Genomic DNA, 14,518 nt, shown 5'->3' with positions numbered 1-14,518 from the left:
GCGGACCGATGACGGTAGGCGAGCGCTCCGGTGTGTCGCCACGCGGCACGGACCGGCGCCGGTCGGGGGTAACGACCACGAGAGCCGAACGGCGCCGGCCGAACCGACTCGAGACCAGAGGTACCCCGGTCGTGATCTGGCGAGACCCGTACAACCGGCGAACCGAGCGACGAACGAGCCCATCGCGACCCCGACCCCAACGACACCAAAATAAACGATGAACGACACAAGACACGGATATTTCAGAAAAGCGATCACGGCGCTCCTCGCCGTCGCGCTCGTCCTCTCGGTCTTCGGACCGGTGGGGACGGTAGCGGCGGCTCCGAGCGTCTCGGTCGAGCAAACGGCCGACAGCACAACGGTGGCACCCGGAGAGACGGTGACGCTGACGACGCAGTTCGACGTCGAGGAGCTGAACGCGCCACAGTTGAGCGCCACCACCCCGGACGGCTGGGAGATCACCGAACAGACGGCCGAAGGAGCAGTATCGTACAATGACGGCACGTGGACCTGGATCGCGGGCGACAAGGACGGAATCAACGCGAGCTACACGGTCGAGTACAATGTCAGCGTCCCCGAGGACGCCTCACCAGCAGATTACACGATCTCGGTCGAGGGATCGGCGCTAGGGCCGGACGACTCCGCCAAGACGGCGGACTCCGACTCGACGACGATCACCGTCGAGGTTCCCGACCAGAACGAGGACCCGTCGGCGTCCTTCACCGCGAGTCCGTCCGCACCCGAAGCGGGTGAGACGGTCTCCTTCGACGCGTCCGGCTCCAGCGACGCGGACGGCTCCATCGCGAGCTACGAGTGGGACTTCGGCGACGGCGAGACGGCGACGGGCGCGACGCCCACCCACACGTACGACTCGCCCGGCGACTACGACGTGACCCTGACGGTCACCGACGACGACGGCGCGAACGACACCGCCACGCAGACGGTCTCTGTCAGCGAGGTGCCGAACCAGGAGCCCACCGCGTCGATCAGCGGCCCATCGAGCGCGCAGGTCGGCGAGCAGGTGAGCTTCGACGCGTCCGGCTCCAGCGACGCGGACGGCTTCATCGAGAGCTACGAGTGGGACTTCGATGACGGCACGACCGCCTCAGCTGCGAAGGCCGACCATACGTACGACTCGCCCGGCGACTACGACGTGACCCTGACGGTCACCGACGACGACGGCGCGAACGACACCGCCACGCAGACGGTCTCTGTCAGCGAGGCGCCCGATCCGGCGACCTTCCAGGTGTCGAACCTGAACGCGCCGGACAACGCGACGCAGGGTGACAACATCTCCGTCTCAGCCGAGATCACCAACGACGGCGACGAGGAGGCCACCCAGACGGTGGCGTTCCGGCTCGACGCCGACGGCAACGGCACGCTCGAAGGAGACGAGACGCTGGCCTCGCAGAACGTGACGCTGGACGGCGGCGAGTCGCAGACGGTCACCTTCGGCGACCTCGACACGAGCGACCTCCCGGTCGACACGTTCACCCACGGTATCGTCACGGAGGATGACAGCGCGACTGCGGAGATCACCATCAACGCGCCTGCTCCGGCGACCTTCCAGGTGTCGAACCTGAACGCGCCGGACAACGCGACGCAGGGTGAGGCGATCGACGTCACCGCCGACGTCACCAACGACGGCGACGAGGAAGCCACTCAGTCGGTGGCGTTCCGGCTCGACGCCGACGGCAACGGCACGCTCGAAGGAGACGAGGCGCTGGCCTCGCAGAACGTGACGCTGGGAGCCGACGAGACGCAAACGGTCACCTTCAGCGATATCGACACGAGCGGTCTCGACGCCAGAGAGTACGAGCACGGCGTCTTCACCGACGACGACTCCGAGACCGCGATCCTCTCGGTGGAGAAAGCGCCCCTGCCGCCGGTCGACGACTTCGAGAACTCGCCGGCGGACCCGGACGGTGACGGCTTCTACGAGGATATCAACGGCGATGGACAGTTCGACATCGTCGACGTGCAGGCACTGTTCGCCAACCTGGATGACGGGACGGTTCAGAACAATCCCGATGCGTTCGACTTCAACCAGGACGGTGGCGTCGACGTCGTCGACGTGCAGAAGCTGTACAACGAGGTCTTACAATAATGAGTGTACGTAACATCACAACGACCCTTGAGCTGAAGAGTATCATGGCCATCGCGACGGTAGTGCTGGTTACGACGGCCGGCGTCGGCGGCGCCGCACTGGGCGTCGGACCACTCGGCGGCCAGGAAACGGCGGTAGCACAGCAGGAGAATCCGCTCGAGACGGGGGTGAGCCTCGATCCGAGCAGCGCGACCGTCACGAGCGGTGAGACGACGACGTACGACGTGGTCGTCGACACGGCTGACGGCGGCGTCGGCGCGTACGACTTCACCGTCAGTATCGGCGATTCGAGTATCGCTTCGATATCGGACGTCGCCGTCAACGGGAACCCGAGCGAGCAGACGACCGACGTCTCGATCGCGGAGGACGGCTCCTCGGCCGACGTGACGGCGGCGCTCGCCAACACGTCCGATAGCGGCACCGTCACCATCGCGACGGTCACCGTCGCCGGGGACGCGACCGGGACGAGCGACGTGTCGCTCGCGGTCGAGGCACTGGGTACCGAAGCCGGCGAATCGTACACCGTGACCGAGGCGACGGGCGCCTCGATCACCGTCGAGGCCGACGACACGGAGCCGGAACCCGAACCGGAGCCGGCGAGCTTCCAGGTCTCGAACCTCGACGCGCCGGACACCGCGACGCAGGGTGACGCAGTCGACGGGTCGATCTTCGACGTCTCCGCCGACGTCACCAACGACGGCGACGAGGAGGGTACCCAGACGGTGGCGTTCCGTCTGGATCTCGATGGCGACGGCACGCTCGGAGAGAATGAGACGCTGGCCTCGCAGAACGTAACGCTGGGGGCCGACGAGACGCAGACGGTCACGTTCGAAGACATCGACGCCAGCGGACTCGACGTCGGCAACTACACCCACGGCGTCGTCACCGATGACGACTCCGCGACCGCGACGATCGCCATCGAGGCCGCCGACGATGACGACGGTGACGACGGTGACGACGGTGATGACGGTGACGACGGTGACGACGGTGACGACGGTGACGGCGACGAGACAGTTCGCGAGACTGCCGTGAGCCTTCAGCCGTCGGATTCGACGGTTACCGTCGGCGAGTCGACGACGTACGACGTGGTCGTTGAAACCGCCGACGGCGGTGTCGGCGCATACGAGTTCACGGTCACTCTCGACGACCCGTCGGTGGCTTCCGCCACGGATCTCGAACTGGACGGAAACCCGTCCGAGGAAACCAGCAACGTGACGTTCGCCGACGACGGTTCGTCGGTGTCGGCCGTGGCCGCACTCGCGAACACCAGTGACACGGGGAGCGTCACCATCGCGACGGTCACCGTCGCCGGGGACGCGACCGGGACGAGCGACGTGTCGCTCGCGGTCGAGGCACTGGGTACCGAAGCCGGCGAATCGTACACCGTGACCGAGGCGACGGGCGCCTCGATCACCGTCGAGGCCGACGACACGGAGCCGGAACCCGAACCGGAGCCGGCGGACTTCCAGGTCTCGAACCTCGACGCGCCCGACAGTGCCACGCAGGGCGACGCGATCGACGTCTCCGCCGACGTCACCAACGACGGCGACGAAGAGGCCACGCAGTCGGTCGAATTCCGGCTGGACGTCGACGGCGACGGCACTCCCGACGACGAGGCGCTGGCGTCACAGGAAGTGACGCTGGACGGCGACGAGACCCAGACGGTCACCTTCAGCGATATCGACACGAGCGGTCTCGAGCCCGGCGATTACGCCCACGGGGTCTTCACCGACGACGACTCCGCGACCGCGACGATCACCATCGAGGACGACGACGCGGAGCCGGAGCCCGAACCGGAGCCGGCGACCTTCCGAGTCTCGAACCTCGACGCGCCGGACACCGCGACGCAGGGTGACGCGATCGACGTCTCCGCCGACGTCACCAACGACGGCGACGAGGAAGCCACGCAGACGGTGGAGTTCCGGCTGGACGGCGACGGCGACGGCACCCTCGCAGGGGACGAAGCACTGGCGTCACAGGAAGTGACGCTGGACGGCGACGAGACCCAGACGGTCACGTTCGAGGGACTCGACACGAGCGGTCTCGAGCCCGGCGATTACACCCACGGCGTCGTCACCGACGACGACTCCGCGACCGCGACGATAACGATCGGCGAGGAGGAGAGAGACGACGAGGAAACGGTGTACTGGCAAGTCGACTTCGGCGAGGGCGAGTCTCCCCCGATGCCTCCGAGGTACTACCCGAACGATCTGATGTCGGCGCTCGGCAATTCGGACGACGGCGTCACCCAGAACCCCTCGCCACGCAGACAGGGGACCGACGGCCAACTCGGAGACGTCACCATCGTCGACAGGAAGTTCAAATTCGATGATGAAGGGAAACCGACGGAAGTCACGGTCGAATTCGAAATCGACGAGGACGGTGAGGCTCGCGACTTACACCTAGCGGTGTTCGTTCTTCCCGGTCCGTTCGAGATGGATGAAATCGATCAGCAGGAGCTGTTCGAGGTCACCAGTGCGACGTACGAAGGCGGCGATACCGGAGAGCTAACCGTCTCCATCCCGCAGGAGGACGACGACGAATAACTCGTCTACTCGTCGCTTTTTTTAATCATACAGCGGAACCGGATCTGTAGTGTACCCCACCTCGAAGTTCGAACGGTGCGGGAGCCGGTGCAGTTACTCAGGAAGCGGGGGTCAACGAACGGAAATTGAACAAATCGTACGAAGCCAGGGCAGGGATTTGAACCCCGGAAGTCTCGATTACAAGTCGAGTGCATGAACCGCCCATGCTCCCCTGGCGCAGGCTGGCGTACTCGGTCCTCCTATGAGTGCGTGTCGCTTTCCGCGAAGGTCACCCGATGTCGGCGGCGACGCCGTGTCGCGATCAGGCGTTCCGGTCGTCGTCCCCGCCTCTGCCCGCTCCGTTACCGTCTCCGTCTCCGCCCGCTTCGTTACCCGCCGCCAGCGACTTCGTCAGCTCCACCCGGTGCGGCTCGTACCCCCGCTCCGCGTAGAACTCGCGGGCGCGGTCGTTCGCCGCGAGCGCCTCTAAGGCGACGGTCTCGGCGCCCTCTTGGCGGAGGGCTCGCTCGGCCGCGTCCAGCAGGTCGGCGCCGATACCCTCACCGCGCCACTCGGGGACGACGAACAGATTACTCACGACTCCGCGGGTGCGGTCGCGTTCGTAGCCGCCGCGATCGAGCGCGAACCCGACGAACCCGATCGTGTCGCCGTCGCCGTCGCACGCGACGAGGAGTTCGCCGGTGACCACCGAGCGCGCGACCCACTCGCGGACCGCGGTGCGGTTCCCCTCGGCGAGCAGCGTCGACCCGTGTGCCTGCTGGTCCTCGGCGAGCGCGATCCACAGGTCGGTGACCGGGTCGACGTCGTCGACGGTGGCGGGCGTGACGCGCACGCGGTCGCTGTCGACCATTCGATCGATGTTCGGCGCGCCGGACGTTTGAGCCTACCGGCGTCGACGGAGAGGGAGAACTGAGGATCCGAGCGATGAATGGACGTGCGGTTCCGTGTCACACCTCGCGACACTCCGGACAGACGGCCTGTCCGTTCGCGGTCACGAGGTCGGGCACCAGCGCCCCGCAGCTCTCGCAGACGCCCTGCGTCGGCGAGCCGGACGCGTCGGTGGAGGACGCCTCTACGGCGGGGTCGACGCCGCCGTCCGCCCCCAGCGTTGCCGCGTCGCCCCGCCGGGGCTCTCCGGTCGCTCCCTCGTCGCTGAGGGGGTCGCGGGCGCCGTTCCCAGTTCGGGGCGCACCCGCGGCGAGCGCGTCGCCCGCGGTGACGACGCCGACGGCCTCGCCGTCCTCGACGGCGACGACGCGGTCGACTCCCTCCGCGACGAGCCGCTCCTCGACGACGGCCAGCGCGTCGTCGGGAGCGACCGTCGGGAGCGGCGGGCCCATGACCGAACCGACCGTAAGGCCGCGTTCGTCGTCGGCCGTCGCGTCGAGGAGTGAATCGAGGGCGTCTCGACAGTCCAATCGACCGACGGCCTCTCCGCCTCGGAGGACGACGAGGCAGTTCGTTCCCTCGTCGACTAAAAGCGCCGCCGCATCGCGCAACGGGTCCGACTCGCTCACGCCGAGGAACTCGCGGTGCATCACGTCGCGAACCGTGGTGTCTGTTCGCATGAGTCGTGATTCCGCAGCGAACGGCTAAAAGGTGCCCCCGGTATCGTTATACGTATTCCCGGCCTAGACTTCCGATCGGCGGCGAGAGATGAGCGAGCGACGAGATCTGCAGGCGGAACGGAACCCGCCTCCTGAGAGACGGCCTTCTTCGGTGATCGCGGCCGCGCTGACGACGGCGACGAAAAGGAGGCTTCAAACCCTCCGGTGCCCGAGCGGGGAGTATGACCATTCCCTCGTTCGTGATCGGGATCGCGGGGGGGACCGGCGCGGGGAAGACGACCGTCTCACGGCTCGTCACCCGCGACCTCGGCGACAGCGTCACCCGCATCCCGTTGGACAACTACTACGAGGACCTCTCTCACCTCGACTTCGAGGAGCGGCAGTCCGTCAACTACGACCACCCGTCGGCGTTCGAGTGGGAACTGCTCAGAGAACACCTCGAAGCCCTGCTCGAGGGGCAATCGGTTCGGATGCCGCAGTACGATTTCGAGGTCCACAACCGGAAGGAGGAGCGTATCGACGTCGATCCGACCGACGTCATCGTGCTCGAAGGGATCCTCGCGCTGTATGACGAGGAGATAAACGACATGATGGACCTCCGGCTGTTCGTCGAGACCGACGCCGATGTCCGAATCTTACGCCGGATCCGGCGAGACGTGATCGACCGCGGCCGCGACCTAGAGGGCGTCATCGACCAGTACCTCTCGACGGTGAAGCCGATGCACGAGCAGTTCATCGAGCCCTCGAAGAAACACGCGGACGTGATCATCCCCGAGGGCGCCAACAGCGTCGCCGTGAACCTCCTCGAGGAGAAGCTCCGCGCCGAGGTCGAAGGGGACGCCGTCCGGAGCTGGGAGCGCGGAAGTTTGGAGGAGGAACTCGGCGAAAAGCGCTCGCTCGACATGGACGGCGACGACTGAACCGAGCGGAGCCGCTGAACCCCTTCGACAGGTACGGTGTTTCGGCCCGGAGTCACCGTAGACCGGCGAGGTCGATGGCGGGGGTGGGTGTTGCAGATCACCGGCCGCGGTTCAGTATTTAAATAGGCGTGAGCGACGGCGACGATCGCTTATAACTGACGAGTGCGGTGGCGCGCCTGCGAGCGGCCGCCATCGGCGGCCGCGAGCTAGCCCGCGAGGGACGCCGCGAGCAGAGAGGGAACGGAGGCCCCTCATGCAGCCGGCGCTGCGCGCCGGCGACGAAGCGAGCGGCGAGGTTGGGGAGGTGTGAGGTGCTGTGCGGTGCGGCAGGGTGGGACTCAAAGGGGCGGCCGCGAGGACGAAGCACGGCGACGCAAGGACCGCAGGAACGAGCAACGCGAGTGACGAGGACCGCAGCGAGCCGCGCGAGTCCTCGCGGCCGGGGCTTTGGAGGTCGTCACCACAGCGTCGATCACTTATAAACCACCAACAGCCACACCCCGATCCGACTTATAAATGATCACACCACCACACTGAGAGACGTACTCCCGCTATCGATCAAGAAGCGATCGAAAACCGTAGCCGGGCGCTTATTCGTCGTCGATCAGGCCGCCGAACACCGAGGTCGCGGTGTCGGGCACGTCGAAGTCGTGGTAGTGCTCGCCCTTCTCGTTCGAGAGGATGTTGAGGGCCGCGGCGGCGCCGTCGCCGGCCGAGATGACCGCCTGCCACTCCTCGGCGCGGACCATCGCGCCGGTCGCGTACGCGCCCTCGACGCTCGTCTCCATCGAGACGCCGACGTCGACGAGATCGCCGTCGAACTCGCAGCCGAGCGACTCGGCGAGGTCGCGGCTCGCGCCCGTCGCCAGCACCACGTAGTCGGCCTCGTACTCGTCCGCCTCGGTGGTCACGACGAAGCCGTCGCCGGCCTCCTCGACAGCGGTGACCTCCTCGCCCTGCTTCCGGTCGACGCCGAAGTCGTCGGCCTGCTGGCGGGCGGTCGCGAGGAACTCGCTGCCGCCGACCGAGCCGATTCCGGGGTAGTTGAACAGGTGCGCCTTATGCATCCACGTGCCGTCGGTGTCGAACAGGACCGCGTCGAGCCCGTTCTTGCCCGCGAACAGTCCCGCGCTGAGCCCGGCCGGTCCGCCGCCGACGATTGCTACATCTGCCATACATCTCGTAACGGGCGCACGCTCATAAGGGCTGGCGAAAGCGGTCATCGACGGGACGGTGCCTGACGAGCGGCCCGAGGCTACTCCGAGAACTCGTCGAGCGAGCCGGTCCGGTCGGGACCGTTCTCGCCGGTGTCGGCAGTGTCGTCGATGTCGACAGTGTCTCCGGCCCCGGCTGCGTCGGCGCGTCCGGCCCCCGTCGCCGGTTCGCCCCACGGGTTTTCGAGATCGACCGGCTCGACGGCGCGGTCGAGATCGTCGGCGGAGTAGTCGGTCTCGTCGTCGAGGAGCATCGCGAGGCGCTGCCAGCGGGCGCTCTGGTCGTCTTCGCCCTCCGGGCCGACTCGGGCGCCGTGGGTCTTGAAGAAGTGCGTCCCGCGGTCGCGTCTCGCGCCCTCGCCGGTGTGGCCGTCGAAGATCGCGTCGAACTCGCCGTCCGGTTCGAGGTCGCCGACGGGGAAGTCGTGTGCGGGCTCCTCGCCGCGCTCGCGGGCCTCGGCGCGCACCTCGGCGACGGCGGAGAAGTAGGCGTCGGCGTTCGAGGCCTCGCGGGTCGAGCGCGCGCGGGCGGCCGCAAGCGCGGCGTGGACCGCGCAGAGCCGGCCCTTCCACTCGGCGGCCTCCCAGCGCTCGGTGGCGAGCTCCTCGTAGCGCTCGATCGTGAGCGCCACGTCGCTGCCCGCGCGGAGGTCCTCGACGACGTAGAGGTTGAGGCGGTCCCAGAGGTTCCACGCGTAGCCGGAGCGGGACAGCTCCCACGCGGCCCACGCGGCGACCTCCTCGTCGGATCGGCGCACCGCCTTCTGGAGGAGGCTGGAGACGACGTACCGGCTGTACCCGCCGTCCGTCTCGTTGGCGTCCTTCTCCTCGCCGAAGTCGTTCTCGCCGGTCGCGTCCGGCGTCGTGTCGGTCTCCAAGCTCCCGTCCGACCCGAACGTCGCCTGTCGATCGTCGCCGTCGGCCATATCCTCGCTCTCGCCGCGAGCGACTTAAAAATCGCGCGCGGCGGCTGCGGTGAGGGCCGTCGAGGCGTCCGCGGTACCGCGGATCACACCCGGTTTGAAAGGGAACCCTTAAGTCGAATCCGGCGGGTAGAATACGGTAACCGCCCTTAGCTCAGCCTGGTAGAGCAGTCGACTGTAGATCGACTTGTCCCCCGTTCAATTCGGGGAGGGCGGACTTTCTCACCGGTCGATTCGTAACCGCCCCTAGTCGAGTGCCGGGACGGACACGACCGTGGTCGGCGCGTCGCGGAGGACGCGTTCCGTCGTGCTCCCGAGCAGGTCGGCGGCCGCATCGCTCGGCCCCCGTTTCCCCATCACGATCGCGTCGACGTCGGCGTCCGCCGCGTACTCGACGATCTCGTGTGACGGCACGCCCTCCTCGACGACGGTCACGGAGTCGATCCCCGCCTCCTCGACCGACGCCGCGATGCGGTCGACGGCCGCCTCTAGTCGGACTCGCTCGTCGTCCCCGCCGTCGAACTTCTGGGGCTTCCCCGACCGTCTGTGTGTCGGCAGATCCTCGACGATTCCCAGCACGTGGATCGTCCCGTCGGGTGCGGTAACTTCGATCGCGTCCGCGACAGCACCGAACGATGCCTCGCTACCCCCGGTCGGGATCAAGGTCGTGCGGTACATACGTCTCGTAGTACGCCGACCGAATAGAAGAATCCAGCGTCGAACCCCGGCGGCGAGCCCGAATCGCCCGTCAACCCTCAATTCGCCTATAATGCCTTCTCGCGTCCTCCCGTCAAAGAGCGTCCGTTTTTGAACGGTGCGCGGCCTACGTCGGCTATTTATAAGGCCTCCAGGGTCGACCGCTCGACGTCCTCGGCGGGCATCGGATCGCCACCGTACTCCTCGACGAACGCGTCGACGTCGTCCGCCTCGCTGAACGGGATCAGCTCGGGTCCCATGGCGCCGACGACCTCGCTGCGTGCGACGACCGTGAGGTCGGTCGTCCGCGAGAACGCCTCGCTCTCGACGTGCGAGGAGAACATCGTGTCGGTGCCCTCCTCGAACACCTCCTGATCGACGAGCGAGTAGTCGGTGAGGAACGTCGCCAGCGGGGTCCGTCCCGCGTCTTCCGCGTCGAACCGGTAGGTGTAGGTGCAGATGCTGCTGCAGAACTGGCCCGGTCGTCCGCCCTCGGGCTCGTCGTCCTCGAAGTGAATCTGTCCGACCGGGCCGGGGTGGTCCTCGATTATCATGCCGCACTCGTCGCACGCGCGTTCGCCGTCGAGCGAGACCGGGGTGATCGACGCGCTCTCGTCGCCCAGACAGCCGGCGGCCGCGAGCGAGAGGCCCGCGCCGACCCCGGCGAGCAGACCTCGACGCGACGTCGACGGACGCGGATGTTCGGTCATGGGTGATAGTTGTGAAACGACCGCCTTAGGCTCTCGGGAGCGATTCAGACGGTCGTTCGAGGAACGAACCAGATCGGATAAACCCCAGGCGATCGAAACGTCACCGTGACGCGTTTCGACCCATACGCCGGTCCGGCGCTCCCGGTTCGGCTCGCGCTCGCGACGCTCCTCCTCGTCGCAGCGGCCGCGACGGCGGGAGCGTTCGTTACCGACCCGGAGTCGGCCGCGCCCTCGCCCGTCGACTACGACGACGTGGTCGAACTGGGGCTCTCCTCCGAGACGGACGCGCTGATGGCCGGAGCGGCGCGGGTCCCGCGGACGCAGGTCTTCTACTCGCAGCTCCAGTACGTCGTCGGGTACAACGGCGTCGAGTCGTTCGCGGCGACGCTCGGCGACGGCCGGACCGAACGCCAGTTCGGCTACCCGATCGTCGTCTACGTCGAGACGTTCGACGACGCCCGGCCGGGGACGACCGAGACCGGGCTGTTCGAGTCGGAATTCGCCGGCGAGTGGACGCCGGCGGAAGAGGCGGTCTACGTGGTCGGTAGCGACGCTCGGAGCCCGGCCGGCGAGACGGTCGTCCCGTTCCGCGAGCGGGACGCCGCCGAGGCGTTCGCCGCCGACCACGGCGGGCGGACAGTCGACTGGGAGACGGTCCGAGGCATGTCCTTCGACACGGACTCCGCGGCGGCGGTGCGCGCGATGGCCCCCGAGCGGTGGACCGCGGCCGACGACCGGATCGCGGCCGCCGAGCGCCGCGCCGACAGACCGGTCTCGGTCGTCGTCGGCGAGGACGCGCCGACGGTTCAGGCGGCGGTCGCGGCCGCGCCGGCGAACACGACCGTCGTCGTCCCGCCGGGGACCTACGAGGAGACTCTGACGGTGAACGAGTCGGTCACGGTCGCCGGCGAGGACGCGCGGATTCGCGGCGACGGCAACGGGTCGGTGATCACGGTGCGGGCGCCGGACGTGGCGATCACCGGGCTCTCGGTCGACGGGAGCGGGGGCCAAACGCGCGATCCGGAGGCGGCGCGCGAGGGGCGCGAGGGCGACGACGAGGTGTGGGACACCAACATCCAGCTCGGCTACGGCCACGGCGACGCGGGGATCCGCGCGATCGACGCGCCGGGGCTCGTCGTCGACGACGTGACGGTCGAGGCGAACGCGAGCGGCCTGCTCCTCCGCGAGGGCTCCCACGCGACGATCCGAGACCTCCGCGTCGACGGGTCAGACGAGTGGCAGGACGGGTTCATGGGGGTCACGGGCATGCAGTCGCGCGTGACGGTGACGGACAGCGTCTTCCAGGGCGGTCGCGACGGGATTTACCTCCACCGCGCCGACGGCTCGGTCGTCCGGAACTCGACGTTCGCGGACAACCGGTACGGGACGCACCTCATGTACACGAGCGACGCGCTGATCGCCGACAACGCGTTCCGAAACGAGCTGTTCGGCGGAGTCACCGTGATGACGCGTCCCTCGGGCAACGCGATCGTCGGTAACGACGTGCGGAACTCCAGCGCGGGAATTCAGGCCTCGGGCACCCGGACGTACATCGGGTACAACACCCTCGTCGGCAACGAACTCGGCTTCTCGACCAGCTCGCGGGGATCGCTGTACGAGCGCAACGTGGCCGCGGAAAACGATGAAGGCGCGCGCGCGACCACGGTCGTCCCGTCGAGTCGAGTCGTCGCGAACGACTTCGTCGGCAACGAGGACCACGCGGGCGCCGGGGCGGGCGCGCTCCGGATCTGGGCCGACGGCGACCGCGGGAACTACTGGGAGGGAGCGAACGTGGGGATCCACGACCCCGGCGAGCGCGCCTACCGCCCGACCTCACCGGTCGACGCCGCGCTCCACCGCGAAGTCGCCGCGGTCGCCGTGCGCGAGTCGCCCGTGGTCACGCTCCTCGACCGCCTCCGCGGGACGGTTCCCGGGGCGCGCTCGGGGAGCATCATCGACCCGGCGCCGGCGGCGGAGCCGTATTCGCCGGACCGGGTTGACGCCGCGCTCGGTCCGGAGGTCGGGCCGGTCAGCGCCGACTGGCGCGCCGAACTGAACGGGGATACCGGGACTACGACGATGGACACACGCGATCCGAACGCGACGGGAGGGAGTATCGATCCGGGAGCGCGACCGGCCGGTCCGACGACCGCGCCGGCGGCGAGAGGTGTCACGGATGCCTGACGAGCCCGTCGCGGTCCTCTCGGAGGTCGCCCGGACGTACGGCGGCGTGCCGGTGCTCGAATCGGTGTCACTCGGGTTCGTGCCGGGCGTCACCGCCGTCGTCGGCCCGAACGGCTCCGGGAAGTCGACCCTGCTCAGGGTCCTCGTCGGCGCGACGGAGCCGACCGCGGGCGAGGTGACTCTCCCCGGCGCGACCGGCCCGAGGCCGATCGGGTACCTCCCGCAGCGGGTGCCGTTCCGCGAGGGGTTCACCGCCCGCGAGACGCTCGCGTTCTACGCGCGGCTCGTCGGTGACGACCCGGACGCGGCCCTCGAACGGGTCGGTCTCGGCGACGCGGGCGACAGGCGAGTCGAGGCGCTCTCGGGCGGCATGCGGCGCCTGCTCGGGATCGCGCAGTCGGTCCTCGGCGACCCCTCGCTCGTCGCCTTAGACGAGCCGGCGAGCGGTCTCGACCCGGGGATGCGCGAGCGTGCGTTCCGCGCGGCCGCCGAGCGAGCCGACGCCGACACGGCGGTCGTCGTCTGTTCCCACGCGCTCGACCTCGTCGACGAGCACGCCGACCGCGTCGTGCTCCTCCGCCGCGGGGAGATCGCCGCCGCGGGCCCGCTGGACCGACTGCTCGACGAGCACGACGCCGCCGACGCGAGGGCGCTGTATCTCGCCGTGACGGGGGAGGCGGCGGGGCAGGCGGGCGGTGAGGGCTCCGAGGGCGGTGCCGAGGGCGAGGACGAGAGCGACGGCGACGAAACGGAGCCGGCGGTCCACGTCACGGGGGTGTCGGACCGATGACCGGTCCGCTCATCGGGGTCGCGACCGTGTTTCGACGCGAGCTCGCGACGGTGGTCCGGACGCCCGGCTACGGCGTGCTCGCGGTGGGACTGTTCCTCGTCGTCGTCGGCCTCCTCGCGGCGGGCGGCGGCGGCGCGACCGGGTTCGTGCCGGCGGTCGTCGATCTGCTCCTCCCGACGGAGGTGCTCGTCCCGCTCGTCGCGGTGGTGTTAGGCTACCGCGCGCTGCTTTCCGACGCCGAAAGCGGTGAGCTGGCGGTGATCCGGACGTACCCGGTGCGCGTCGGCGAGTACGTCGTCGGGGTGTTGCTGGCGCGGACGGTCGCGCTGGTCGCCGTGGTGGGCGTCCCGTACGCGCTGGTCGGCGGCGTCGTCTGGCTGACCGCCGCGCCGGACACGGGGATATTCGCGACCCACGCCGGCGTCGACTCGCCGGTGCTGTTCGTCCGGTTCCTCGCGTTCGTCCTCCTCTTGGGCGCGGCGTACGTGTCGCTCGCGGCGGCCGTCTCCGCGCTCGCCGCGAGCCGCCGCAGCGCGATCGCGCTCGGGGTTCTCGCGCTGGTCGCGGGCGTGCTCGGCGGCGACCTCCTCCTGCTCCGCTCGCTCGATGCCGGAACGTCGCCGGCGACGATCCCGGGGTCGCTCGCGCTCACGCCGAACGGAGCGTTCCGCGGGCTCGTCTTCGAGCACGTGATCGGCGTCGCGTTCGCGCCGGAGGGGGAGTTCGTCGCGACGGGCCGCGCGGTCGGTTCGCTGGTTGTCTGGCCCCTCCTCGGCGCCGTCGTCTCGGGTGCGGCGCTGGCGTACGGCCGTCGCGTCGATGCGGCCATTGAGGAGCTCCGAAGCGGATTCGGCGGGTGA

The 14,518-nt window shown here is 68.7% G+C and carries 12 protein-coding genes and 2 tRNA genes; 7 read left to right on the top strand and 7 right to left on the bottom strand.

All coding sequences use genetic code 11. The features are described from left to right. Positions 1 to 217 precede the first annotated feature (217 nt). Positions 218 to 2,107 carry a PKD domain-containing protein gene (locus FGL94_RS08495; protein WP_144923391.1) on the top strand — a complete coding sequence of 630 codons (1,890 nt, stop codon included), beginning with the start codon at positions 218 to 220 and terminating at the stop codon, positions 2,105 to 2,107. Next, complete coding sequence (locus FGL94_RS08490; protein ID WP_144923388.1) at positions 2,107 to 4,653, top strand: CARDB domain-containing protein; 2,547 nt, start codon at positions 2,107 to 2,109, stop codon at positions 4,651 to 4,653. The genes FGL94_RS08495 and FGL94_RS08490 overlap by 1 nt, the downstream gene beginning before the upstream one ends. A 142-nt stretch (positions 4,654 to 4,795) precedes the next feature. Here FGL94_RS08490 and FGL94_RS08485 read toward each other — a convergent pair. From FGL94_RS08485 to FGL94_RS08475, 3 genes are all read right to left on the bottom strand, one after another. Further along, positions 4,796 to 4,869, bottom strand: a tRNA-Thr gene (locus tag FGL94_RS08485). Between the two features lie 85 nt (positions 4,870 to 4,954). Continuing rightward, positions 4,955 to 5,503, bottom strand: coding sequence for a GNAT family N-acetyltransferase (locus FGL94_RS08480; RefSeq protein WP_144923385.1), 549 nt, complete (start codon positions 5,501 to 5,503; stop codon positions 4,955 to 4,957). Positions 5,504 to 5,600: 97 nt separating this feature from the next. Then, positions 5,601 to 6,221 (bottom strand): CBS domain-containing protein, encoded by a 621-nt coding sequence (locus FGL94_RS08475; RefSeq protein ID WP_144923382.1) that lies wholly within the window; start codon positions 6,219 to 6,221, stop codon positions 5,601 to 5,603. 221 nt (positions 6,222 to 6,442) lie between these two features. On the opposite strand from FGL94_RS08475, the gene udk reads away from it, so the two are divergent. Continuing rightward, the gene (udk, locus tag FGL94_RS08470; protein WP_144923379.1) at positions 6,443 to 7,141 is read left to right on the top strand and encodes a uridine kinase; all 699 of its coding nucleotides are present in this window, start codon (positions 6,443 to 6,445) and stop codon (positions 7,139 to 7,141) included. A 590-nt stretch (positions 7,142 to 7,731) separates the two neighbouring features. Here the strand turns inward: udk and FGL94_RS08460 are convergent. Beyond that, the gene (locus FGL94_RS08460; protein WP_144923373.1) at positions 7,732 to 8,316 is read right to left on the bottom strand and encodes an NAD(P)/FAD-dependent oxidoreductase; all 585 of its coding nucleotides are present in this window, start codon (positions 8,314 to 8,316) and stop codon (positions 7,732 to 7,734) included. A gap of 80 nt (positions 8,317 to 8,396) precedes the next feature. Further along, entirely contained in the window at positions 8,397 to 9,281 is an 885-nt protein-coding gene (locus tag FGL94_RS08455) for a hypothetical protein (RefSeq protein WP_144923370.1), read from the bottom strand. Between the two features lie 140 nt (positions 9,282 to 9,421). Here FGL94_RS08455 and FGL94_RS08450 point away from each other — a divergent pair. After that, positions 9,422 to 9,495 (top strand) — tRNA-Tyr (locus FGL94_RS08450). Between the two features lie 29 nt (positions 9,496 to 9,524). On the opposite strand, the gene FGL94_RS08445 is transcribed toward FGL94_RS08450, so the two are convergent. Together FGL94_RS08445 and FGL94_RS08440 are read right to left on the bottom strand one after the other, a co-directional pair. Further along, entirely contained in the window at positions 9,525 to 9,956 is a 432-nt protein-coding gene (locus tag FGL94_RS08445) for a universal stress protein (RefSeq protein WP_144923367.1), read from the bottom strand. Positions 9,957 to 10,114: 158 nt separating this feature from the next. Beyond that, positions 10,115 to 10,684, bottom strand: a complete 570-nt coding sequence (locus FGL94_RS08440) for a nitrous oxide reductase accessory protein NosL (RefSeq protein WP_144923362.1) — start codon at positions 10,682 to 10,684, stop codon at positions 10,115 to 10,117. Positions 10,685 to 10,789: 105 nt separating this feature from the next. On the opposite strand from FGL94_RS08440, the gene FGL94_RS08435 reads away from it, so the two are divergent. Genes FGL94_RS08435 through FGL94_RS08425 form a run of 3 tightly spaced genes read left to right on the top strand, consistent with a single transcriptional unit; the run spans position 10,790 to position 14,518 of the window. After that, on the top strand, positions 10,790 to 12,868 hold the full coding sequence (locus tag FGL94_RS08435; RefSeq protein ID WP_144923360.1) for a NosD domain-containing protein: 2,079 nt from the start codon (positions 10,790 to 10,792) through the stop codon (positions 12,866 to 12,868). Then, the gene (locus FGL94_RS08430) at positions 12,861 to 13,658 is read left to right on the top strand and encodes an ABC transporter ATP-binding protein (protein ID WP_144923357.1); all 798 of its coding nucleotides are present in this window, start codon (positions 12,861 to 12,863) and stop codon (positions 13,656 to 13,658) included. Before FGL94_RS08435 ends, FGL94_RS08430 begins: the two co-directional genes overlap by 8 nt. Beyond that, on the top strand, positions 13,655 to 14,518 hold the full coding sequence (locus tag FGL94_RS08425) for an ABC transporter permease subunit (RefSeq protein ID WP_144923354.1): 864 nt from the start codon (positions 13,655 to 13,657) through the stop codon (positions 14,516 to 14,518). The genes FGL94_RS08430 and FGL94_RS08425 overlap by 4 nt, the downstream gene beginning before the upstream one ends.

It is taken from the genome of Halorubrum salsamenti, assembly GCF_007671685.1.
GTDB classification, from domain to species: domain Archaea; phylum Halobacteriota; class Halobacteria; order Halobacteriales; family Haloferacaceae; genus Halorubrum; species Halorubrum salsamenti.
This window is presented reverse-complemented; position numbering and strand designations above follow the sequence as displayed.

What these genes read in the sequence shown, in the direction of transcription:
- FGL94_RS08495 (WP_144923391.1), top strand. Translation starts at nt 218, where the DNA reads ATGAACGACACAAGACACGGATATTTCAGAAAAGCGATCACGGCGCTC.
- FGL94_RS08490 (WP_144923388.1), top strand. Translation starts at nt 2,107, where the DNA reads ATGAGTGTACGTAACATCACAACGACCCTTGAGCTGAAGAGTATCATG.
- FGL94_RS08480 (WP_144923385.1), bottom strand. Translation starts at nt 5,503, where the DNA reads ATGGTCGACAGCGACCGCGTGCGCGTCACGCCCGCCACCGTCGACGAC.
- FGL94_RS08475 (WP_144923382.1), bottom strand. Translation starts at nt 6,221, where the DNA reads ATGCGAACAGACACCACGGTTCGCGACGTGATGCACCGCGAGTTCCTC.
- udk (WP_144923379.1), top strand. Translation starts at nt 6,443, where the DNA reads ATGACCATTCCCTCGTTCGTGATCGGGATCGCGGGGGGGACCGGCGCG.
- FGL94_RS08460 (WP_144923373.1), bottom strand. Translation starts at nt 8,316, where the DNA reads ATGGCAGATGTAGCAATCGTCGGCGGCGGACCGGCCGGGCTCAGCGCG.
- FGL94_RS08455 (WP_144923370.1), bottom strand. Translation starts at nt 9,281, where the DNA reads ATGGCCGACGGCGACGATCGACAGGCGACGTTCGGGTCGGACGGGAGC.
- FGL94_RS08445 (WP_144923367.1), bottom strand. Translation starts at nt 9,956, where the DNA reads ATGTACCGCACGACCTTGATCCCGACCGGGGGTAGCGAGGCATCGTTC.
- FGL94_RS08440 (WP_144923362.1), bottom strand. Translation starts at nt 10,684, where the DNA reads ATGACCGAACATCCGCGTCCGTCGACGTCGCGTCGAGGTCTGCTCGCC.
- FGL94_RS08430 (WP_144923357.1), top strand. Translation starts at nt 12,861, where the DNA reads ATGCCTGACGAGCCCGTCGCGGTCCTCTCGGAGGTCGCCCGGACGTAC.
- FGL94_RS08425 (WP_144923354.1), top strand. Translation starts at nt 13,655, where the DNA reads ATGACCGGTCCGCTCATCGGGGTCGCGACCGTGTTTCGACGCGAGCTC.